Source organism: Niallia sp., from assembly GCF_031978665.1.
Lineage (GTDB): Bacteria > Bacillota > Bacilli > Bacillales > Cytobacillaceae > Niallia.
Genome location: NZ_DALZDK010000019.1, coordinates 13,672 through 35,008 on the forward strand (window position 1 = coordinate 13,672; position 21,337 = coordinate 35,008).

Sequence of the window (21,337 nt, forward strand, 5' to 3'; positions counted from 1 at the left end):
AAAACTCCGCACTGCCGGCTCAATCTATTCGCAATACTCAAGTGAACAGGCTGTACACAATCAAGTGTATATAGCAATGATTGTATACTGTTTGAACGTATTGGCCCAGTTGAACACGAATAGCGATCGAAGTTATCTACAAATTAGCCGCTATTTAAAAGCAGCTTTATGGAAATCCGCAAACATTTGGTTACGCAAAATCAAAGGAAAGTGCGTGCCATAAGGGCTGTAACAATCGTTGTTGGATAAGTCACAGGTTATAGTAAAAAAATGGATGTTTACTACCTTAGTTTTGGTGTTTTCATTTTTTTTTTTTAAATTGAGGAAATTTAAAACTGAAAATTCAGAACTTATTTATGCGACACTAGTGTATCAGCATATAATAAAGATATAGCTACTTTTGATAATATGGTTGCTGCTTTAAATTATCATATGTTTCAGCCAATCGTATTGGTGAATTGTGGATATAATGGGGGATCTATGGTTCAAGCACCTTATAGCGGTCATGATAAACTTTTTAGTAGTTTACATGGGGGTAACCAAGTGGCTATAAGTTTAGCAGAATTTGACATATCAGACTTTAAAAATAAGGGGAAAACGAAGCTTCCAAATAAATTAACAAAAACATCACCAGCGGGATTTAACGGTAGAGACTAAGGTTTTAAAGTATGATGTATCTAAATTGTCTTGAAAGAATATTAAAGCTGATTTTACACTAAACCATCAATAATAAACTATGTTAGTCAAAAATAACTAGTATAGTACCAGAATATAATTGATTTACAATTCGAATAACGAGTTAGAGAAACTAGCAGAGTGCATTAATGTATTTGAAGGCGTAAATGTATGTGGAGAGAAGGTTGATTAGGAAGTGATTTCCCCTCTTGAGTAGAGGGGAAATCATTTGTATAAACTACCTATTAAAATAAGTAAAGAACTTACTTGTTACTTATTCTTCAATATTATTTGACAATAAGCTAATACTTATATCTTCTAATGAGTTTTTTAATTCCTGCATATTTTTATATTGGCTATCTAATACGAGTTCAAGTATATTTTTTATCATTAACCATAGACCAACTATTGTAAGTATTAAAGTGATTATCAGAATGGCTACACCATAATATTCTTCCTTTGATGTGAATTCTTTAAGGAATAGCATAGATATTGGGAGTAAAACTATAGTACTTAGTTTATAGACTGATTTAGAAAGTTGTTCACTTAATTTAAGAGAGGTCAAATTTTCAGAAATTTGGTTTACTAAAATATCTATTTGATCCTTTTCAGTTATATCAAATCCTTTTAAAATGTCTTTTAGACGTTGAATTTTTCTATTATAAATCTCTCTTTCTGTACCGTAGTTAGCTTCTTTAACTTTTTTTATTTCATATCCAATATATCCTCCGCTTATTAAAGCTAAAAGCATATAAATAATTAAGAATCCCCAATTTGTTTCTTTAATTGAAAAGTAGAACAGTGTAAGAGCAATTAAAAGTGGAACTAAAAATATAACCCAGTTGTACCATTTTAGTTCTTTTAATAAAGAAGTGACTTTTTCTTTGTTCTTGAAATAGTCTTCGTAAATTAACCAAATCAAATTTATTTCCTCCAATGTCGAGTTAATTGTATTTATTGATACGGATGAAATATTTAATTGGTTTCAAAATATGTACTAATTGGTATAATAATTTCCCTCTTATTTGGATATTAATAATTTTTGGTAGATGATTTACCTAGCTCTTTATAATCATTGAGGTAATATTTGGATAGTTCAATGAACAGCTATATCGGAATAACTTCTCGCGAATGGTTTGAATATTTAATGGAGTATCTAATACAAAGTGAAATTAACTCTTGGTGGAAAAATCACTTCATGAATATCGTAAATCCAATAAAAGATATAATACCTGTTTGCCCGAACTCCAAATTATAGAAGTTACAATAATTACATATTTAAACGGTGAACAAATTAATGGGATATTAGTTAGAGAATTCATCGTTGCTGTAGGGAGAGTAGCAGCTTTAGGTATAGCGTTTCGCTTTGTCGCACAACAAGGGGCAAACTATTAAATCTTATAGTGCCAGCTTCAGGTTCGGTTATCAGCTGATGAAGCAAAAGATGTTCTACAAAAGTCAAAAAAAGAAGCGAAGGATAAGTTTGAAGGCTAATAATTATCCATATTATTTTAATCATATCGTCTCCGTAAGCAAATTGAGTAAACCTTATTAATTCCTTTGTAAGAGCAATTTTTAATGGTCAAAAAAGCCTTATAAGCGTTGGTATGATACGGTTTTAGGTTTTTAAATCAGTAATACCCGCCATCTTCATACATAAAGTGGTTGTAAATGCAGTCATATCAATAATTCGAATCTCTACTTAGACTAAATATATACATCTAAGTTTCTGTCCATTTAGCAAATGATACAGTTAGTTCTTTTTCTAGAGTTTCCCAAAAATTTATGAGCCAAAAAGTATAATCCTTATTGGTTATGTTTTAAATATATTAAGTAACCTTTAGGAACGTAAAGGTTTGACCATATTTAAAGTTTAAAGAGCGCATATTTATAACCAAGAGCAAAATGATAGAGTTTGATATAGGAAAAAAATAAATATTATTTTTATACAAATTTTACACATTACTTTTAGAAAGTCAGTATTATCAAGGATTAAAGACCTATTTCGACCCCGACCACCAGTATCAAAAAATTTAGTTTCCTTTTGTACTAAGTATCCATTTAGATTTAGACTTATGATTCTATTATCTAAATGGATATTAACTTCTGTTTTCCTTCTATTTCATAAACTTTTTTGATGCTCAAAACAATAAATTTTTCCTTTGAACTTCTTATTAGATAAACAGAAGGATTTTACTTTATCAGACACTGGTTTCTGACAGACTATACACTTATTCCTAATTTCTTTTTTATCAGTGATGTTCTTTTTTTCTTTGATAATATCTATATGCTGCTTTCTAATTGCAGTGTCTGTAATATTAGCATTCAAAAGTGAATTGTATATCGTCTCAATATCATTTTTTAGAAAAATCGGCTTTTTGTATTGTAATTTAAGAACAGCCACCTTTCTATTAATAAACTGAGTTAATTCAACGTCATAAATTACCAATTCATTAGAATTAATCTTTCTCAATTCTTCCTCAATTTTAAAAGTGCATCTCTTTGTAAAGGAAACCAATGAAATAAAGTATTGCTGGTATTTATCTTCTATAAAATTTTTGAGAGCTTGAATATGACCATAATTCTGCATTAAAGGATTCATCATTTTAAACTTACCATTGATTAACCAAGTTTTTTTATTTTTGCCTCCATAAATAGTGCCTTGATAATTCTTTGTTTCAATTACGAATAAACCATAAGGGGTTATGATGATGTGGTCAATTTGGGAATATCCCGTTGATGATTTAGGATTTTTAATTAGTAAATCACTTAAGTACATATAATCTTTAGATAGTTGGGATAGTTGAATATCGATTTTGTATTCTCCGAGTTCACCTTTTCTAACTGCAGTTTGGTCGTCCTTTATTTTTGTTGTCGCGTTGTTTGTCTTTTTTACAGGGATTGGAGTTTCTTTCATATTATTATTAATGTTGTCTTTCTTATTTTTAAATAGAAAATCTAAAAACATGATCTGCCTCTTTCTATGGGAAATATTTCATTATACTTTAATATCGACTTACATGGACAAACTTGAATAGAGGTATGCTTAATAAGGAAATCCAGTATTTTTGACTATTAATTTATTTGTATTATTATTTCTTAAACTTGGAGGGAATAAAGAAAGATATAACTCCACTACTTCCCAAAAAAACAACTCTTTCATACTCCCCATTTCTCTTTCCTACCAAACTTAGTATAGTAGATATATATTATCCAATAGATAAACACAAAAAGCCCTGGAGGATGAGAACAATCAAAAACGAACCATTATATCAGCAGATTCAAAACAAAATAATAGAGCGAATAAAAGAAGGAAAATGGAGAGTAGGAGACAGAGTTCCCTCTGAGAAAGAACTGATGGATGAATTCCATGTTAGCCAAATTACTACCAAGAATGCACTAGCTGGCTTAGCTGATAAAGGAATTGTGGAGCGGATCAAGGGAAAAGGGACGTTTGTCATTGAAAGTAGTTTTACAGGTTCAATCGTGCAAAATCAAACTTCAAGAGGGTTGATTGGATTAATTATTCCAACGATGAAGACGAAGGTGGAGCAGGATTTTGTTAATTTCCTTGAACAGTATGTGACGGAACGAGGGTATAACTTAGTCATTAAGATATCTAGAGAATCACAGATAAAAGAAGCAGAGGCTATTGAGACATTTCGTGCTATTGGGGTGGAAGGGATTATTATTTTTCCTGCAGAAAAGGAAACGTATAATGAAGCGGTTCTTCGACTTACGCTAGACAAATTTCCTCTTGTATTGATTGATCGATATATGAAGAATATTTCTACCTATAGTGTAAGTTCAGAAAATACGCAAGGAGCGTTTGAGGCTATTTCTTATCTGTTGAATAAAGGACATGAACAGATTGCACTTATCTCTCCCCTAATAACAAACACGGTGACGGAGGAACGGGCAAAAGGATTTGAACAAGCTTTTTTAAGAAAAGGAATTACAATCGATAAAAATCTTTGGCTAACGTTACCATTTGATAAAATATCCATTCATGAAACGCCTCCACTGATTAAACAATTTTTAATGGAAAACCCTCAGCTGGCTGGCTTGTTTACGATGAATGCGGAGTTGGCACAGTATGCTCATCGTGCTATTTTAGAAGTCCAAAAAGAGTCTTTACGTTCAATAGAGTTAGTTACATTTGATTCCCCTGGAATAGAGGGCATCACCTTTGTGCAACAGGATATTCAGCAATGCAGCAAGGATACGGTGAAATTATTGATGCAACAACTAGCTGGCGAATGTGATCAGAAACGAATTTTTATCCCAGTAAATGTAGTGATTGCTACAGGAAATAAAAAATAAGAAAAGAGTATGCTACCTAATTCATGGTGGCTATTTTTTTGTCTTAAAATTGTCTCCTTCTTACCGTTTGAATATTTTCCTTTTTTTTCTAATAAGTAGGACTTTTCAATCAAAAAAGTATAAAAGGTATATTATATACTAAGTTTAGTATATGTTTGCGAATTGGGATAATATAAGATGTTTGTAAGCGTTTTTAAAAGTAGCGAAACAACATTTTTAAAATGAGTAGTAGTTTTCCTTACTTCTGAGATTTTACTAGATTACAGGTATCCAGGGTGTACAAATCAACTTATAGCTGATCAGGTATACCCTTTTTATATAGATGGTAGTGTACTATTGTTAAAAATATGGGGAGGGGATTAACCTGAAAAAGTTAGGAAAAGTATTACTGTGTATGAGTTTATGGCTATCTTTACCGTATGCAGCATTCGCATACAGCAACCCAATGGATTTACCAGAATCTTGGACATGGGATAGTGGGGAGTATTATGGAGAAGGGGACCCATTTATTCTAAAGCATAATGGGGTTTATTATCTTTATGTTAGTACGGTAGATGATAAAAGTGGTGTGAAAGCTTGGACATCTGATGATTTAATGGATTGGACATATGCTGGTCTTGTTACAGAAGAACCTACTACGAAGGCTGCCTATGCACCGGAAGTAGTTTACTGGAATGGTGAATTCTATATGTATACATCTCCAGGTGGAAATGGGCATTATGTGTATAAAAGTTCAAGTCCACTAGGCCCTTTTAAAAAACAAACGGATAACCTTGGGATGGGAATTGATGGACATGTTTTTATTGATGATGATGGAAAATGGTATTTTTATAGTACGGGATCAAACAGAATAGATGCTCGCTCCATGGCGACGCCAACTGAATTTGGAAAAGCAACAGATACTGGCATAGAAATGAATGGCTGGACAGAAGGTGCAACGGTACTGAAAAGACAAGGTAAATACTATATGACTTATACAGGAAACCATATTTGGAATAAAGCATACCGTATTGATTATGGAGTAAGTGATTCTCCTAATGTTGGTTTTACAACAAATAAAGAGCAAAATCCACTCTTATTAAATACGGAAGGGGAAAATGTAGGGTTAGGGCATAACACAGTTGTGCGAGGACCAGACCTTGATTCTGATTACATCGTGTATCATAGTCATGCAAACCCTGGGCGTAATATAAACTTCGACCGTATAGCGTGGAATGGGGATAAAATGCTAGTGTTAGGACCAACAACCTCTGAGCAACCGGATCCTGCTTTACCTGATTTTAGTGATCGATTTGATCGAAAAGATATCGGAGAAGATTGGAAAAATGTAAATGGAGGAAAATGGAGTATTACAGATGATAAGTCTAATTGGCTTGAACAGAAGACTTTGGATGATACGAAATGGTATAGACAAGTAAGTAAAGTATCTACAGATAAGGAATATACAGCCGAATTCAATCTGAAAATGGTAGAAAAAGGGGAGAGTGAAAATCCTCGACTGGGTGTAGTTTTCTCCTATACTGATGAAAAGAACTACGGGACAGCTGTCTTGAGTCCAGAGCATAATCGCCTGGAAACAAATTTTGTTATTGATGGTGTGGAACAAGGCTGGGAGTACGCAGATCTACCAGAAGGCTATGATTACACAAAGCTACATCAAATGAGAGTAGAAAAGGCAGAAGATACATTCCGAATATTTGTGGATGGCATGCAAAAGCAAACAAGAGAAGTTCGTAAAATTGGGGCTGGTAGTATCGGCTACACCACATCAGATGTACACGGAGCATTTGGCTATACAGCTTCTAGTAATAAAGTAGACGGAAGTAATGTCTTTGATGCCTATAAGCCTTTACCAGGTAAAGTTGAGGCTGTTCATTACAATACTGGTGGCGAAGGGATTGGGTATCATGACAAAACAAGTAAAGAAGAGGCTAATCCGTATCGACAAGATCATGTAGATATTGCTGACGATTCCGACGGCAGTTATTATGTTGAATCAAATGAAAAAGGAGAATGGCTGAAATACAATGTAAATATTGCAGACGAAGGATTATATAATCTGGATTTACGTGTAGGGTCATCTTCCAAAGATGTTAAGATAAGAATCTTATTAGATGGAAAGACGGATATAACTGGGGATGTGGGTATTCCGCAATCAACGGATTGGAGAACGTTCTCTATCGAAAAGCTGAAATTACCGAAAGGAAAGCATACATTAACAATAGAAGTGGTAAAAGGAGAGTTTAATTTTACAAGCTTTAAAGTACAAGGATATAAAGCAGTTGAAGCTTTATCTGATGACTTTAATGATGGAGATGCAGAAGGATGGGACGAGGTTGAAGGTACATGGAAAGTAGGTCCTTTTGAAGAGCAAAATATTGATTTTGATGAATACAAAAAGGTTCCTGGGGTAATTAATGCAGCCTATTACAACACTGGTGGTGAAGGGGTTGCCTATCATGATACGACGGCTGAGAATATTGGTGGCGTATTCAGAAGGGATTCTGTAGATATAAGAACCAATCCGGAAGGCGGTGGCTATGCTGTTGGATGGAATCAGACTGGTGAATGGCTGAAATACAATGTAAATGTGCAAGAAGCTGGCGAATACAATCTTAAGCTGTATGTAGCAACAACCTTCACAAGTGCCAAGGCACGTTTATGGTTAGATGATGAAATAGATTTAACGGGCGTATTTGATGTCCCGGCCACTGGTGACTGGAACAATTGGAAGCCAGTTATTAAAAATGGAATTACTTTGCCTAAAGGAAATCACACATTGAAACTAGAATTCGTGGAAGGGGAATTTGATTTTACAAAAATGGAATTAACATCCTTTGATATTCCTAGATCACTCCCTGGACTCATTGAAGCGGAAGACTATAATACTGGTGGCCAAAATGTAGCTTATTATGATAAGACAGAAGGAAACGCTGGTGGACAATACCGCAACGATGATGTGGATATTCGAAAACTATCCGAAGGGGATTATGCAGTTAGCTCGATTCAAACGGGAGAATGGTTAACGTATGATGTAGATATTTTAGAAGAAGGAAGCTATGGCCTTGATTTACTCGTTTCCTCTGTAAGCGATGGAGCGAAAGTGAAAATTCTTTTAGATGACGAGATAGATGTAACAGATGAAATTGCTTTGCCGAAAACGGGAAGCGTGGACACTTGGAAGAATGTATCATTACAGGATATCTCCTTACCAGCAGGTAAACATACGTTAAAAGTGGTTGCTGTACAAGGTGACTTTGAGCTTTCGAAGTTCATGTTCCAGCAATTTGATAAGGATAAAAAGCTTCCAGGTAAAATAATGGCTACAGATTATATTACCGGTGGAGAAGGCGTAGGTTATCACGATAACACAATTGAAAATATTGGGGGAGAGTATCGACAGGATGCAGTGGATATTCGCGTTAACCCTGAAGGTGGCTACAACGTTGGCTGGAACCAAACAGGTGAATGGTTAAAGTATAATGTTGATATTGCAGAAGCCGGTAGCTATGATTTGGCCATAAACGTAGCAACAACCTTTAAGGATAGTCAAATCCGCTTATGGCTTGATGATTCGGTTGATTTAACAGGTGTTATTGATGTGCCAAGTACAGGCGATTGGAATACTTGGGGAAATGTTATCAAGGAAGATGTTTCCTTACCAGCTGGAAAGCATACCATTAAAGTGGAAATAGTAAAAGGGGAATATGATTTTAACTATTTTGAGTTCCTAGAGGAAATGGAAGTAACAGAGCCACAAATAATAGGGGAGTACAATGCAAGTAGCGAAACATTTGCCAAATCAGTCATCGGTGAAAAGGAATGGAAAGACTATATTGTGGAAGCGGATGTTAAAGCTGCCGAAGGATCTGGAGACGGAGGAGTCATTTTTAGAGTAAACAATCCAGCAAACGGAATCGAGCTTAGTCAAAACAATGCAGATTTTATGCAAGGATATGTTGCTTATATAAATGAAGACGGCGTCCACCTTGGAAAGCAAAATTATAATTGGGAGTATCTAGATGGTGCTACACTTAAAGAACCAACATCCACTTGGCATCATATGAAGATTGAAGTGAATGGGACAACGATTAAAGTATATGTGGATGATATGACGACACCGAAAATTGATTTTACGGACAATAGTCGTACTGCTTTTACACAGGGAAAAGTAGGGGTAAGATCCAATTATAATAATACGAAATATGATAATTTCCTTGTTAGACCATACAAAGCAGATCATTCGTCCATTCAAGAATTATTGGATATGTATAAGGGTTCAGGTGAGCTAAAGGATAGTCTATATGAAAGCTTAAGCAATAAACTGAAGCAATCCGAAAAACATCTAGAGAAAGGAAAGGGAGACCAAGCCGTTAAATTTCTCCAAGATATGATCAAGCTTCTTCAAAACGACAAAAATGAGAAATTGCCTACTGATAAAAAGGAAAGTCTGAAGTCAGAGATAGAAAGATTGATAGAGAAATTGTGAGTAGAAGATAATGGGAATGAACTATAAAACGAAATAAAATACCGTGAAAAAAATCATGTGCTATATATTTAGCGCATGATTTTTTGTTAAAGAAGAGGCGATTATATTTTGGTGCACATCAAGTAAAGTACGGCCCACCGGTATCTATTAACTTTGCCAGGGAAGGAATTCATTGAATACAACTAAACTCAAAATATATAAAAACCAGATAATAAAGGGCGTATTAATTTCTCTTCCATTTTCTAAGGTATCTAAGCTTGTCCAGCTGGTATTATTATCTTAAAGAAATACCATGAAAAGGAGACGTGCCATGAAAGAAATCCTTATGAAATATATGGGAAAATATACAATGTTAAAGGAAGAAGAGCAGCGAGCCATTATAGAAGAGATAATAATAAAGGAATTTAAAAAAGGAACCTACTTGATTAAACAGGGAGATTTCCCAACGAAGAACTGTTTTTTTGTATTGAAAGGTTGTGTTAGGCAATATCATGTAGAGGTGGATGGAAAAGAAGTTACCACAAATTTTTTTACAGAAGAACAAGCCATTTTGTTGTCTCATTTTGAAGAAGCGGGTCAAGCATCGAATTACGCTTTAACTTGTTTAGAAGATTGTGTGTTGGTTGTTGCTGATTTTGAATCGGAACAAGCAATGTATCAGCAATATATCGAACTTGAATCCATGACCCGTCGTATGATGGAAGCTTACCTAATTCAAGCGCAAAATGAATATGCAAAATTTATTCGTTCTTCCCCTAAAGAGCGCTATAAAGCAATTATTCAAACTCGAGCAGATTTACTCCAACGTGTACCCCAACATCAATTAGCAAGCTATCTTGGTATTACTCCTGAGTCATTAAGCAGAATCAAAAAGCAAATTTAATAAACCTTCCCGAATCTCTCTCTCTTAACTTAAGTCAATGCAGTATCTATATGGTCCATCTACAATGATGAAAAAGGAATAGAAGGAGGAAGAAGATGAAAGCTATTATTTCTGAAAAGTATGGAACGCCAGATACGCTTAAATTAGGGGAGGTAGATAAACCAATACCTAAATCTAATGAAGTGCTTGTAAAAGTTTATGCATCATCGATTAATTTTGGAAATCTTGCTCTTTTAACAGGAAAGCCGCTACCGGTCCGGTTCGTATTTGGACTGTGGAAACCAAAATATCGTATTCCTGGTGGAGACGTCGCAGGAGTAGTGGAGGCTGTAGGTAGAGATGTTACGCAACTTCAGATTGGAGATCGGGTGTATGGTGATTTAGCTAATAGTGGCTGGGGAGCCTTGGCAGAGTATGTGGCTGCTGGTGAAAAGGAATTGGCTTTAATGCCTAGTAATCTCTTCTTTACAGAAATGGCTGGCGTACCAATGGCAGGAACCACAGCACTACAAGCTATAAGGGATATAGGCAAGGTGAGGGCTGGACAAAAGATACTGATTCATGGTGCTTCCGGTGGGGTAGGAACCTTTGCTGTCCAAATCGCAAAGGCATTGGGAGCAGAAGTAACGGCGGTGGTCAGTACGAGAAACGTAGAGCTTGTGAAATCCCTTGGTGCTGACCATGTGATGGATTATCGAAAAACTGATTTTGTGAATGATGGCAAGACCTTTGATGTGATTTTTGGAGTGAACGGATCACAATCAATTTTTACCTATAAGAAAAAGCTAAAAGATAATGGCGTATTCATTCATGTTGGTGGTGCAAATAGTCAATTCTATCAAACAATGCTAGTAGGTCCCTTGTTATCCATATTTGGAAAAAAGAAATTTATCACCTTCTTGCAAAGGCCGAATCAACAAGATTTAGTTTTTATAAATGGGCTAATAGAAGAAGGGAAAGTAAAGCCAGTAATGGATAGAGGCTATTCTCTAAAGGAGGTTCCAAAAGCATTTCAATATTTTGAAAAAGGGCATGCACAGGGAAAAGTGATTATTACAATAGAATAGGTCGAATAGTTTTCAGGGACAAGGGGTCTGTCCCCTTTGTCCCTGGGAGCGCTCAGTTTGGGACAAAGGGCTATTGACAAGTGAATCTATTCTGCGATACTATATACCAGTAGTCGGTATTACTTAATATATGTGTCACATACTACCTAGGAATAGAGTACTTTGAAAATATGGTGAATTATAAATGGGGTTGAAAAGGTGGAAAATATTACAGAAATGCTAAAAGGAGTGCTTGAGGGGTGTGTGCTTGAGATCATCAGCCGTGGGGAAACTTACGGATATGAAATCACGCAACAGCTACGAGAACTTGGCTTCACGGATGTAGTGGAAGGAACAGTTTATACGATTACCATGCGGTTGGAGAAAAACAATTTGGTGGATATCGAGAAAAAGCCGTCTAATATGGGACCGCCAAGGAAATTTTATACTTTAAATGGAGCTGGCCAAGAGCAACTTAAAATGTTTTGGGCAAAATGGGAATTTGTCTCTAGCAAAATTACTGAACTTAAAACAAAAAAATCAAAAGGGGATGACGTTATATGAGTATTTTTGAAAAAATTATTGGCAGTTTGGAAGATAAGCGTGAATGGAAGGAGATGGAGGCACGCGCGAAGGCTCTTCCGGTTGAGTACCACCATGCATACAAAGCTATTCAAAAATATATGTGGACTGCTGGTGGTGCTCCGACCGACTGGAAGGACAGCAGTCGTATCTTTTCCGGTATACTGGAGCTCTTTGAGGAAGGAGTAGCGGAAGGCAAGCAAGTTACTGACCTTACAGGCGAGGATGTAGCAGCTTTTTGTGACGAGCTAGTGAAGGATGAGCAAACTTGGAAGGATAAGTATCGTAAGAAGTTGAACGATACCATTGGTCGTGGATAACGATCACACTCTAGTGAACCTTAATCTCCTAATATTTACGATGCAAATCTGAAAATTTAGTTTGAGTTTCTTTACACGAAAATATTGGGAATGTGAGCATTATGAACCAAATAATAGCTATATGGACTGAATAGTTGTTACCAAGGTAAATTACCATCTTAACTATTCAGTTATATTTTTTAACTGCGTAGTAAGTAATACAGAATATCAGTGTGACTAAGTAGAGGTGGAGTCAATATAGCTTCCGCAGGCACTTTAAATAAGGAGGAAATTTATATGAGCAATGTAGCAATTTCTGTAAAAGGGTTAAAGAAATCCTTTAAAGACAAAGAAGTATTAAAGGGGGTGGATTTTGAGGTTCGGCGTGGTGAAATCTTTGCATTGTTAGGTTCGAATGGAGCGGGCAAGACGACGACGGTCAATATCCTCTCAACATTGATGAAACCTAATGATGGAGAAGTAAGTATATGCGGGTTTGACGTCCAGCGTCAATCAGATAATGTTCGTCAGAGCATTAGCCTAACAGGGCAGTTCTCAGCTTTAGACGGCATGCTTACTGGACGTGAAAATCTGATCATGATGGCCAAATTACGGGTTGTTTCCAATCCAGTTCAAGTAGCTGATAACATGCTTGAAAGATTCAGCCTAACCAGTGCAGCCAACCGGCGGGCGGACCAGTATTCTGGTGGAATGAAGCGTCGGCTTGACATCGCTATGAGTTTAATCGGGACGCCGGCAGTTATTTTTCTCGACGAACCGACGACAGGGCTTGATCCAGAGGCGCGGATGGAGGTTTGGGATACCGTCAAGGAGCTTGCAGGTGGTGGCACGACTATCTTGCTTACGACTCAGTACTTGGAAGAAGCAGAACAACTCGCAGACCGCATCGCCATTCTACATGGTGGAAAAATCATCAAGACCGGTACGCTTACCGAACTTAAAGAAATGTTCCCACCAGCAAAATTAGAATACATCGAGAAGCAGCCGACCTTGGAGGAAATCTTTCTCGCAATCATTGGCAAAAAGGAGGGGAAATAAATGAAAAGCAAAACATGGGTATTATTAGAGCGTTTAATGCGCAATATTATGCGAAGCCCAGATACAATAATTACAGTGGCGATTCTGCCGATTATGATGATGCTGCTGTTTGTCTATGTATTTGGTGGGGCAATAGAGACAGGCACAGACAACTATGTTAATTATTTATTGCCAGGAATCCTGCTGATGGCTATATCATCTGGTGTCGCTTACACTTCACTACGACTGTTTACGGATGTGAAGAGCGGGCTGATGGCACGTTTTGTTACGATGCCTATTAAGCGATCGTCGATATTGTGGGCTCACGTGTTGACTTCAATTATTTCCAATATGCTTACTGTTATAGTCGTTATCCTTGTCGCATTATTGATGGGCTTCCGTTCCAATGCAGATATTCTGGATTGGCTAGCGATAGCTGGGATACTTGGACTATTTACACTAGCACTGACATGGCTAGCAGTCATTCCTGGATTAAGAGCGGGAACTATGGAAGGAGCGACAGCCTACTCATATCCGTTGATTTTCCTACCCTTTATCAGTTCTGCTTTTGTTCCGACCGATACAATGCCTAAGATTGTCCGTGTATTTGCTGAGAATCAGCCTGTGACTGCAATTGTTGATGCCATTCGTGCTCTCTTGTATGAAGGGACTGTTGGCAATGATATCTGGATAGCTCTTGCTTGGTGCATTGGTATCATGGTTATTGCATATTTCTTTGCTAGGAAAGCATTTAAACGTCAGCTGGGGTAAGTACTAGCTGAATTGATAGTGACCGGACCGAACACTTCTCTCAACTATGGTATGATAATAAATTTTAAAAAAAGAATCTACAGGAGGGAAAAATAAGGTAAAGGTCACAGTGACACCTCGAATAGGTGGGACCTATTTGACGCTTACCAGAATACAGTCTTGTATCGTCGTGGGTAGAAGTGGAAGATTGGGCAGCTTTAATGGATGTAGTACCTGGTATGGAAAGAGCATTATGGTTTTTGACAATTGTTTCTATCTTCCTAAATATAGCACCTATACTTTTAGAACTAAAAGATAAGAAATAGAAATTAGGCAATGCAATTAAGAAAAATAAAATAAAGAGAAACTGCTTGGTTAATGATATCCAAGCAGTTTCTCTTTGGAAAACGCACGAATTTGTAAAACAATGCAATTAAACTAACGAGTGTGATCCTTGCATAGGATTCGGAGTTAAATAACAAAAAAATTCTCTAATATTAATACAGTATTCTTTGTAAGAAAAATAACTCAAATCTGAAATCTCCAAGAAGTGATTCCTTGGAGCTTTATTAGTAACTTATGTTTGGTTTGGGACTTTGATCGATTTGATCATCTGTCGTATTGATCCGAGATGGTAGGCAGAGTGAGCGAGCGCCCCCAACAAACCATTCGATGTCTGTTCATCTAAAGAGTCAAGTGAATCAATCTTTTTTAACAGTGTTGTGTATTCTTGTTGAAGTTCGTCAGTAAATTGAGCCCATGTGATTTTATCAACGTTTGTGATTTTCCATGATGCTCCCCAGTCCTTACTGGGTTCTTCCCCATTTAAGTAGGAATTCGCAACCCATAAATAATAGCGGGTATGATCTGTTTGTGCGGCAATTGTTGTACCATTGATAGCTATTGAAGCATCTTCTGCCGATATCTTTTCAAGTGTTCCGAATAATCCACTACTAGGTTTCGCTTCTGTGTACCAGCTTGCGTTTTCTTTAGGTCCATCATATGTTTCCTTCAACAATGTTCTAACAGCTACCAACATCGGATTGTCCATCTCAGTACCTCCTAATTAGTATTTAACCATCAAAACTACTTTTGATGGTTGAATTATAACTGAGTTGATTATAACCGTCAATATGCATTATGATGGTTATAGTAAAGGAGATTTGATTATGTCGGAAATGAACTCTTTTTTGATGGTCGGAGAACGTTTGTGCATGGATTTTATCAATACCGTCAGTTGGCGAGAAAGTACTGAGAAAAGGAGGGATTGGTTTACTAGTTACGCCAAATTGGTTGACTGGTGCATCCATGCTGAAGTCTTGACCGAACAACAAGCTAAAGCCCTTCTTTTAAAGGCGCAGGAGAAACAGTCTGAAGCTGGAGAAGTTCTAAAACAGACTATCGAAATGCGGGAGGTCATGTATCGAATCTTCAAGTCCATTTCAAAGGGGACATCGCCACATCCGCTAGACTTGAAAAGTTTCAATGATTTTGTAAGCCACTTCTATCAAACTTTGCTTGTGATCCAAGAAAAGGATCATTACACGTTGAAGTTCATGTATAACGAGGAAAACTTGGACACTATGCTCCCTCCAATTTTACAATCTGCTGTTGATTTACTCGTTTCTAAAAACGACTTGGAACGAGTCAAACAATGTGAGGGAGACTCTTGTGGATGGTTATTCTTTGATACGAGTCGGAACCGGAGCCGGCGTTGGTGTTCAATGGCCGATTGCGGTAATCGAGCTAAAGCACGGCGGTTTTACCAAAAATAAAAGTGATTAAAGGTAAAGGTCACAGTGACACCTCGAATAATCTTGTTTCACAGAAATGTCTTACGGGAGGGTAAGCGTCAAAGTGTGTACTGAAGCAATTCTAAACGTTGTAGCACTTTATCTCCGGCCGTTATTTGGACTGTCAGTACCAAAATCAAAAGATTCATTTTATTAAATAAGGGAGCAGGTACCCATATTGTTGGGTACCTGCTTTTTTATTGAGTGTATTCAAATTCTTTAACGTGTTGCCTCCATCAGTATCCTGGATAATAAGGAGTTGGATATGGATACGGGGATGGATAAGGATATGCATACGGGTAAGGAGCAGGCACTGGATAAGGAGCTGGTGTTGCCGCTGCTCCAAGTGCTAATCCTGTAAGAGTACCTAATGCAAATCCTCCTCCTGGATAATTTCCACCTTGATGAGACCAGTTTCCGCCGTGTCCCCAATTTGGATGTCCGCCTCCATGTTGATGCCAATTAGTGTTACCGCCATGTTGGTGCCAATTAGTATGACCACCATGACCACCTGATGGATGACCTCCACCGCCATGATGTGATCTCATAACTGTTTGATTAAAATTTATCATTATTTTTGGCCCCTTTCCTTTAAAATCTCTATATCATATGCCTATCCTATCCAAATGGATATAACATAGTTGTTAAAAAACAACCACACCCGCATTTAGGGAATGGGATATTTTCCAAGTAGTATTTCAAAGTCGGTGTCAGGCACCATTTTTTTGGTGACACCATTTTAAATGAAAGAAGGGGTTATGCCTTTACAAATTTGTGGTATAACAACCATGGGAATATATTTTATTTTTCAGAATTCAATTGAGAATCGTTTTCACCAAATGGGATTTAGTGTATAATCTTCGTGGGGAAGCAGAACCTATCAGTATGCTCATTTCTGATCATTAAATACAAGGAGTTTGATTGTATGGATAATAAAAAGAAGCAAGATGCAAACGATAATATTGAGGTCTGGGAGGATCTTGTTCAAATAAAAGATTTGGTTATGGCACTAGTTATTTGTAGTATAACGACTATGGGTGCCTATTTTATCGCGCCAAATGAAGCGCCAAAGCCATTGTTTTTTGGCCTTGCTGGTGCACTTATTGGGTTTATCATTTGCAGTTTTATTATTAAGCCAAAAAGAAACTTTAAGGGAACAGGAGATAAATAATGGACATCGTATTAATTATAGAGATGATTGTTGCTGCCGTTTTAGCAGCTGTTTTATATACAATAATCGGTGTTGCACCTGGGACAGATGAAACGGCTGTTTTAGCACCGGTAACGTTAGCGATCGTATTGGCAGGAGTAGAGCCGATTGTGGTTTTAACTTTCTTTATTTCTGCGATTGTGGCTAATAAAGTAACAGATTCGATTCCGGTTGCTCTCGCTGGTATTCCTGGCGGGGTGATGGCGACCCCGATGGTGGAGCATGCACTTGTGTTAAAAAAACATGGCATGCCTGATATTAGTATTCGCAAAATGGCATCCGGCTCTGTTATTGGGACGCTCGTTTCGGTTCCCGTAAGTTTACTGATGGCACAAGCTTTAATTCCATTCTCTGATGTCATCAAAGAATACGCAAACCCTCTCTTTTTCATTGGGGCTGTTTTACTTGCATTAATGACAAAAAATAAGGTGTTAGCCCTTGTATCGATTCTTCCATTTGCTCTATTAATTGAAGGCTTGCGCTATCTTTATTGGGGAATTGGCGTTGTACCAGAGGGAACGAATGTCTTCACTTCTTTTTTCTTAGGAATCACAATTGGTCCCGTCATTCTGACCATGTTTGAACTTTTACATAAAGAAAAACGAGATAGTATGCCAAGATTTCCGAAGAAAACGATTGATTTTGCGCAAACGAATCCCATTAAAGGATTCCCAAGTCCCTTTAAACTATTGACAAAACAGGAAACTGGGTCAAGTATGCTTGCTAGTTTTATCGGCTCCATTACCTTTATTATGAGCCCTGTTGGCATGACTATTTTCCTTGGAGAACTTTTTTCAAGCAGGGTCAAGGATCCGGTGAAAAAGGCTTCTGTAGCTATCGCGTCTATGGAGGGGCTGACTAATGCTACCTATATTTCTGGAACCTTGATTCCATTAATTGCACTTGGTATCCCATTGTCTCCAATGGCGATTGGTCCAGCAAATGCACTTTTTAATGCACCTCCAGTATTTACAACCGAGCATAATCTGCATCACCTCTTATCGAATGCAGACTTTGTTTGGGCTACTCTTATTGGTGCCACGATTGCCCTTGCAATCACTTATTTTGTTACCGTAAAATACGCCCACAAAATCTGTGCCTTTGTGTTTCGATGGGTTCCCCATGAAGCAATTCTAGGACTATTTTTTGGACTTGTGCTATTATTAGCTTTTATGGACGCTGGTTTTATCAATATTATCGGTGTACTAGTCATTGGGTTATTTGCTGGTATGCTTCATCGCTGGGGCGTGAATTACGGCGTTCAGTTCATGATTCTTTATTCAGCACCATGGATTATTACTTGGTTTTAAAAATTAGACAAGAGATATACATCAAGATGTACATCCAATATTTCTGTGAAAGTGGGGATATCGATGCTTGAAACTCCACAAAAAGTTGCGGTAGGCCGAGCACATAGTAAGTTAATTTTAATTGGAGAGCATTCGGTTGTTTACGGAAAACCGGCGATCGCTTTTCCATTTAAACAAATAGAAGTCAAAGTAACAGTGAAGAATATCGAGGGAAATGCGATACAAATCGAAAGTCCCTTTTATAAAGGACCGATTGAACTGATTCCTGAAAAGATGGAGGGAATTGGCGATTGTGTGATCCAAACATTGAAAGTTCTTGAAAAGCGTTCTTCAGGTTTACATATTCAGATTACATCCTCGATTCCAATTGGACGTGGATTAGGTTCAAGTGCAGCAATTGCAATTGCACTTGTTCGCGGTCTTTTTGCCTTTTTCAATCAAGAACTTAGCGATAGTCAGCTGATGCCCTTGGTGGAACGTGCAGAAAAATTTGCCCATGGAACACCAAGTGGGATCGATATGATAGCAGCCTCTAGCGCCAATCCGATTTGGTTTCAAAAACAACAAGAGGTTGAGAGTGTGAAAATAGGTGCTCCCTTTCATTTTGTCGTAGCAGATAGCGGCAGAATTGGCGATACCTATTCAGCAGTGAAATCGATTCGGGATAAGTACGAAATGAAACCGGAAAAAATCGAGGAATCAATCACGCTATTAGGACAATTGGCAAAAGAGGTGCGGTTAGCACTTGCGGCTGGCGATTCCAAAAAAGTTGGCGATAAATTAAATCAAGCCCACCAACAGCTCGATTTGTTAGGGGTCAGTGACCAAGGCTTAGATGACTTAGTAAATGCGGCTCGAACCGCTGGAGCATTAGGCGCGAAATTAACAGGTGGTGGCCGCGGTGGCTGTATTTTGGCACTAGTAGAAAATGAGAAGCTAGGAAAAAAGGTTGCTGATGCCTTAGTTCAAGCTGGTGCTGCTCAAACTTGGCAGTTTACGATAGCAAAATGTTAATAATAAATGAGGAGTGTGGTTAATGGAAGCAATCGCTCGAGCTCACACGAATATTGCATTAATAAAATATTGGGGGAAACGCGATTCCCAGTTGTTTTTACCAATGAATAGTAGTTTATCGATTACATTGGATCATTTTTATACAGAAACAAAGGTACAGTTTTCTGACCAATTTGAGAAGGATTCCCTCTTATTAGATGGGAATCAAGTTTCTGATAAGGAATTAGTGAAAATAACAGCTTTTCTTAACCATGTACGAAACCTTGCAGGTACCAAAACCTTTGCGAAGGTGACATCGGTGAACCATGTGCCGACAGCTGCTGGTTTCGCTTCTTCTGCTTCAGGATATGCAGCATTAGCGGCAGCGGCAAGTAAAGCGTTACAGTTAGATTTAACTGGCACAGAGCTTTCTGCTTTAGCTCGTCAAGGCTCTGGTTCTGCATCTCGCTCGATTTTTGGAGGGTTTGTTGAATGGCAAAAGGGAGAGAAAACGGGCGGAACAGATTCGTTTGCGACACAAATCATAGACGAAAAAGCATGGGATATTAGTGTTCTATCAGTTGTTGTAGAAGCAGGTCCTAAATCTGTTTCGAGCCGAGATGGTATGCAGCGGACAGTAGACACTTCTCCATTCTATGATGGCTGGTTAGCTACTATCGAAGAGGATTTAACGCTGATTAAGGAAGCAATTAGCACTCGTGACTTTACAAAGCTAGGGGAAACTGCGGAAGCGAATGCCATGAAAATGCACGCTACTACGCTAGGAGCAAAGCCGCCGTTTTTATACTGGCAAAGTGCAACACTTGACGTTATGCAGAAAGTCATGGAATTGCGCCAACAAGGCTTAGAAGCGTATTTCACCATTGATGCTGGACCGAATGTAAAAGTGCTTTGTGAACCAGCGAATGAACAGGTGATTAAAGAAAAGCTAGCTGCTTTAGCCTCTGTTCGTGATGTGATTGTATGTCATCCAGGTCCTGGCATTCAGTATTTATCAGAGTGGAATGGATAAAGGGAGTGAGTCCAGATGCACGAAATCAAAGTTCCAGGGAAACTTTTTATTGCTGGGGAATATGCCGTACTGGAACCAGGCTATCCAGCGATTGTTGTCGCAGTTGATAGGTTTATTACAGCAGGAGTAGAATTAAGTGAAAAACAGTCTCTTTCTTTGCCACAGCTAGGTCTTCCTAATGTCGCTTGTCGATTGGATCAAGGACAAGTCATTTTTGAAGAGACAGATGCGAGATTGGATTTTATCAAAAATACCTTTGATATTGTACATCGATATTTACTGGAAAAGTCTATAGAAACCAAACCTTTTTCACTCACGATAACGAGTGAATTGGATGATGCCACGTCTGGCCGGAAATATGGACTAGGATCGAGTGCGGCAGTAGTTGTTGCGGTTGTATCCTCGATTTTAACGTTGTATCGAGAGCAATTGCCTGTTTCGAAAACCCTTATTTTTAAACTAGCTGCAATTGCGCACTATCAGACACAAGGGAGCGGTTCCTGTGCAGATGTGGCAGCATCAACCTATGGCGGTTGGCTCCACTATACAGCGTTTAAAGCGAGCTGGTTAAAAGAAAAGCTTGGAGAGCAAAGGTCTATTTCTCAATTGGTGGAAGAGACATGGCCATATCTACAGATCGAGCAACTAGAAGCTCCTGAGGAATTAGTGCTTGCTGTCGGCTGGACAGGTAGTTCTGCCAAAACAGCTTCTTTAATAAAAAAGATCGAACCACTTAAAAATCAAAACTCCACTATTTATGGAGACTTCTTACGTAAAAGCCGTGATGCAGTTTCCACTATGGTTGAAGGCTTTAAACATAACGATATGGAGTTAGTGATGGCAAGCTTATCCGCTAATCGGTCTGCATTGCTAGAGTTAAGTCAAGAGACTGGCGGGGCAATTGAAACCGCGC

At 37.9% G+C, this 21,337-nt stretch carries 21 protein-coding genes and 1 pseudogene; 18 read left to right on the plus strand and 4 right to left on the minus strand.

Annotated features, from left to right (window positions below):
- Window positions 1–40: 40 nt before the first annotated feature.
- Both RTL21_RS11845 and RTL21_RS11850 read left to right on the plus strand, forming a co-directional pair.
- A pseudogene (locus RTL21_RS11845) lies at window positions 41–223 on the plus strand (IS4 family transposase); the annotation flags it as partial.
- A gap of 185 nt (window positions 224–408) precedes the next feature.
- A complete protein-coding gene (locus RTL21_RS11850; RefSeq protein ID WP_312096095.1) occupies window positions 409–657 on the plus strand; it encodes a hypothetical protein in 249 nt (82 codons plus the stop codon).
- A 292-nt stretch (window positions 658–949) separates the two neighbouring features.
- Here the strand turns inward: RTL21_RS11850 and RTL21_RS11855 are convergent, their stop codons facing one another.
- Entirely contained in the window at window positions 950–1,597 is a 648-nt protein-coding gene (locus RTL21_RS11855) for a hypothetical protein (protein ID WP_312096096.1), read from the minus strand.
- 314 nt (window positions 1,598–1,911) lie between these two features.
- Between RTL21_RS11855 and RTL21_RS11860 the strand changes: the two genes are divergently transcribed.
- Entirely contained in the window at window positions 1,912–2,070 is a 159-nt protein-coding gene (locus RTL21_RS11860) for a hypothetical protein (RefSeq protein WP_312096097.1), read from the plus strand.
- A 727-nt stretch (window positions 2,071–2,797) separates the two neighbouring features.
- Here RTL21_RS11860 and RTL21_RS11865 read toward each other — a convergent pair.
- Entirely contained in the window at window positions 2,798–3,643 is an 846-nt protein-coding gene (locus tag RTL21_RS11865; protein ID WP_312096098.1) for a nuclease-related domain-containing protein, read from the minus strand.
- Between the two features lie 275 nt (window positions 3,644–3,918).
- Here RTL21_RS11865 and RTL21_RS11870 point away from each other — a divergent pair, with 275 nt between their 5' ends.
- The 9 genes from RTL21_RS11870 to RTL21_RS23240 all read left to right on the plus strand — a co-directional run bounded on the left by RTL21_RS11870 (window position 3,919) and on the right by RTL21_RS23240 (window position 14,411).
- Window positions 3,919–4,998, plus strand: coding sequence for a GntR family transcriptional regulator (locus RTL21_RS11870; protein WP_312096099.1), 1,080 nt, complete (start codon window positions 3,919–3,921; stop codon window positions 4,996–4,998).
- 394 nt (window positions 4,999–5,392) lie between these two features.
- Window positions 5,393–9,487, plus strand: a complete 4,095-nt coding sequence (locus RTL21_RS11875) for a carbohydrate-binding protein (RefSeq protein ID WP_312096100.1) — start codon at window positions 5,393–5,395, stop codon at window positions 9,485–9,487.
- Between the two features lie 310 nt (window positions 9,488–9,797).
- Window positions 9,798–10,370, plus strand: a complete 573-nt coding sequence (locus RTL21_RS11880; RefSeq protein WP_312096101.1) for a Crp/Fnr family transcriptional regulator — start codon at window positions 9,798–9,800, stop codon at window positions 10,368–10,370.
- Between the two features lie 95 nt (window positions 10,371–10,465).
- Entirely contained in the window at window positions 10,466–11,437 is a 972-nt protein-coding gene (locus tag RTL21_RS11885) for an NAD(P)-dependent alcohol dehydrogenase (protein WP_312096102.1), read from the plus strand.
- A gap of 198 nt (window positions 11,438–11,635) precedes the next feature.
- Entirely contained in the window at window positions 11,636–11,980 is a 345-nt protein-coding gene (locus RTL21_RS11890; RefSeq protein WP_312096103.1) for a PadR family transcriptional regulator, read from the plus strand.
- Window positions 11,977–12,318: a DUF1048 domain-containing protein gene (locus RTL21_RS11895; protein ID WP_312096104.1), complete on the plus strand. Its 342-nt coding sequence runs from the start codon at window positions 11,977–11,979 to the stop codon at window positions 12,316–12,318. Before RTL21_RS11890 ends, RTL21_RS11895 begins: the two co-directional genes overlap by 4 nt.
- Window positions 12,319–12,594: 276 nt before the next feature.
- Window positions 12,595–13,356 (plus strand): ABC transporter ATP-binding protein, encoded by a 762-nt coding sequence (locus RTL21_RS11900; RefSeq protein WP_312096105.1) that lies wholly within the window; start codon window positions 12,595–12,597, stop codon window positions 13,354–13,356.
- Window positions 13,357–14,106 carry an ABC transporter permease gene (locus RTL21_RS11905; protein WP_312096106.1) on the plus strand — a complete coding sequence of 250 codons (750 nt, stop codon included), beginning with the start codon at window positions 13,357–13,359 and terminating at the stop codon, window positions 14,104–14,106.
- Window positions 14,107–14,285: 179 nt separating this feature from the next.
- Window positions 14,286–14,411, plus strand: a complete 126-nt coding sequence (locus RTL21_RS23240) for a hypothetical protein (RefSeq protein ID WP_396954443.1) — start codon at window positions 14,286–14,288, stop codon at window positions 14,409–14,411.
- 251 nt (window positions 14,412–14,662) lie between these two features.
- Here the strand turns inward: RTL21_RS23240 and RTL21_RS11915 are convergent, their stop codons facing one another.
- Window positions 14,663–15,136, minus strand: a complete 474-nt coding sequence (locus RTL21_RS11915; protein ID WP_312096107.1) for a hypothetical protein — start codon at window positions 15,134–15,136, stop codon at window positions 14,663–14,665.
- 118 nt (window positions 15,137–15,254) lie between these two features.
- On the opposite strand from RTL21_RS11915, the gene RTL21_RS11920 reads away from it, so the two are divergent.
- Complete coding sequence (locus RTL21_RS11920) at window positions 15,255–15,860, plus strand: CGNR zinc finger domain-containing protein (protein WP_312096108.1); 606 nt, start codon at window positions 15,255–15,257, stop codon at window positions 15,858–15,860.
- Window positions 15,861–16,114: 254 nt separating this feature from the next.
- On the opposite strand, the gene RTL21_RS11925 is transcribed toward RTL21_RS11920, so the two are convergent.
- On the minus strand, window positions 16,115–16,450 hold the full coding sequence (locus RTL21_RS11925) for a hypothetical protein (protein ID WP_312096109.1): 336 nt from the start codon (window positions 16,448–16,450) through the stop codon (window positions 16,115–16,117).
- A gap of 353 nt (window positions 16,451–16,803) precedes the next feature.
- On the opposite strand from RTL21_RS11925, the gene RTL21_RS11930 reads away from it, so the two are divergent.
- From RTL21_RS11930 to RTL21_RS11950, 5 genes are all read left to right on the plus strand, one after another.
- Entirely contained in the window at window positions 16,804–17,049 is a 246-nt protein-coding gene (locus RTL21_RS11930; RefSeq protein WP_312096110.1) for a hypothetical protein, read from the plus strand.
- Window positions 17,049–18,398 (plus strand): tripartite tricarboxylate transporter permease, encoded by a 1,350-nt coding sequence (locus RTL21_RS11935; RefSeq protein ID WP_312096111.1) that lies wholly within the window; start codon window positions 17,049–17,051, stop codon window positions 18,396–18,398. Before RTL21_RS11930 ends, RTL21_RS11935 begins: the two co-directional genes overlap by 1 nt.
- Before the next feature lie 63 nt (window positions 18,399–18,461).
- Window positions 18,462–19,412 (plus strand): mevalonate kinase, encoded by a 951-nt coding sequence (gene mvk, locus RTL21_RS11940; protein ID WP_312096112.1) that lies wholly within the window; start codon window positions 18,462–18,464, stop codon window positions 19,410–19,412.
- Between the two features lie 22 nt (window positions 19,413–19,434).
- A complete protein-coding gene (gene mvaD / locus RTL21_RS11945; protein ID WP_312096113.1) occupies window positions 19,435–20,424 on the plus strand; it encodes a diphosphomevalonate decarboxylase in 990 nt (329 codons plus the stop codon).
- Between the two features lie 15 nt (window positions 20,425–20,439).
- Window positions 20,440–21,337, plus strand: an 898-nt coding sequence (locus RTL21_RS11950) for a phosphomevalonate kinase (protein WP_312096114.1), incomplete at its 3' end; no start/stop codon positions are given.

Bases quoted from the DNA above. Each gene is read 5' to 3' on its own strand.
- RTL21_RS11850 (WP_312096095.1), top strand. From the start codon at position 409: ATGGTTGCTGCTTTAAATTATCATATGTTTCAGCCAATCGTATTGGTG.
- RTL21_RS11865 (WP_312096098.1), bottom strand. From the start codon at position 3,643: ATGTTTTTAGATTTTCTATTTAAAAATAAGAAAGACAACATTAATAAT.
- RTL21_RS11870 (WP_312096099.1), top strand. From the start codon at position 3,919: ATGAGAACAATCAAAAACGAACCATTATATCAGCAGATTCAAAACAAA.
- RTL21_RS11875 (WP_312096100.1), top strand. From the start codon at position 5,393: ATGAGTTTATGGCTATCTTTACCGTATGCAGCATTCGCATACAGCAAC.
- RTL21_RS11880 (WP_312096101.1), top strand. From the start codon at position 9,798: ATGAAAGAAATCCTTATGAAATATATGGGAAAATATACAATGTTAAAG.
- RTL21_RS11885 (WP_312096102.1), top strand. From the start codon at position 10,466: ATGAAAGCTATTATTTCTGAAAAGTATGGAACGCCAGATACGCTTAAA.
- RTL21_RS11895 (WP_312096104.1), top strand. From the start codon at position 11,977: ATGAGTATTTTTGAAAAAATTATTGGCAGTTTGGAAGATAAGCGTGAA.
- RTL21_RS11900 (WP_312096105.1), top strand. From the start codon at position 12,595: ATGAGCAATGTAGCAATTTCTGTAAAAGGGTTAAAGAAATCCTTTAAA.
- RTL21_RS11905 (WP_312096106.1), top strand. From the start codon at position 13,357: ATGAAAAGCAAAACATGGGTATTATTAGAGCGTTTAATGCGCAATATT.
- RTL21_RS11915 (WP_312096107.1), bottom strand. From the start codon at position 15,136: ATGGACAATCCGATGTTGGTAGCTGTTAGAACATTGTTGAAGGAAACA.
- RTL21_RS11920 (WP_312096108.1), top strand. From the start codon at position 15,255: ATGTCGGAAATGAACTCTTTTTTGATGGTCGGAGAACGTTTGTGCATG.
- RTL21_RS11925 (WP_312096109.1), bottom strand. From the start codon at position 16,450: ATGATAAATTTTAATCAAACAGTTATGAGATCACATCATGGCGGTGGA.
- RTL21_RS11930 (WP_312096110.1), top strand. From the start codon at position 16,804: ATGGATAATAAAAAGAAGCAAGATGCAAACGATAATATTGAGGTCTGG.
- RTL21_RS11935 (WP_312096111.1), top strand. From the start codon at position 17,049: ATGGACATCGTATTAATTATAGAGATGATTGTTGCTGCCGTTTTAGCA.
- mvk (WP_312096112.1), top strand. From the start codon at position 18,462: ATGCTTGAAACTCCACAAAAAGTTGCGGTAGGCCGAGCACATAGTAAG.
- mvaD (WP_312096113.1), top strand. From the start codon at position 19,435: ATGGAAGCAATCGCTCGAGCTCACACGAATATTGCATTAATAAAATAT.